Raw genomic sequence first — 545 nt, 5'->3', positions numbered from 1 at the left:
GATAGCAACAGCGCCCGGTGGACCCAATGACCGTGTCGGCTCAGTGGCCGAAGGGGCGCGGGCCGGCCCAGCCGAGCACGCCCGGGTGTGGCAGATCGATACGGGTGATCAGCCAGTCGCCCGGGCCGCGCCAGCTGAGTTCACGGTAGCTGGCCGCCACGTGGCCGCTTTCCTGCCACCACGCCATCAATGCGGCGGGCGACTCGGGATCGTGCGGCTGGTACTGGAAAGGCAAGCCGTGCGCGTTGAGGTTGGTCAGCGCCGCGCGCAATGCCGGATTGGCCCAGCGCGGGCCGTGGTCATCGAAGGCAACGGTGTCGAAAACGGTGTCGGCCTGTCCGCCCGCGACCAGCACGATCTGGCCGGGCCGCAGATGCGAGACACGCTGCGGCGCCCGTTCGCCCGGCGCAGGGAAATACACATCAAAAGGAAGCCGACGGCCGGGATGTTGCATGCGGCCATCATAAAAGAAGGGCGGCCGTAGCCGCCCTTCCCCCTCACTGCCGTTCACCGGTGTCCAGCGGTGTTGGGCCCTTGCCTGCACG

General features: G+C 68.4%; 1 protein-coding gene. It reads right to left on the bottom strand.

All coding sequences use genetic code 11. From position 1 onward, the window contains the following. Positions 1–40: 40 nt before the first annotated feature. Positions 41–545, bottom strand: a 505-nt coding sequence (locus tag ACXJKJ_RS31810) for a hypothetical protein (RefSeq protein WP_457395707.1), incomplete at its 5' end; no start/stop codon positions are given.

Source organism: Roseateles sp. P5_E1, assembly GCF_054049335.1.
Note: the sequence above shows the minus strand (reverse complement) of the source record. Positions and strands in the feature narration are given on the sequence as shown.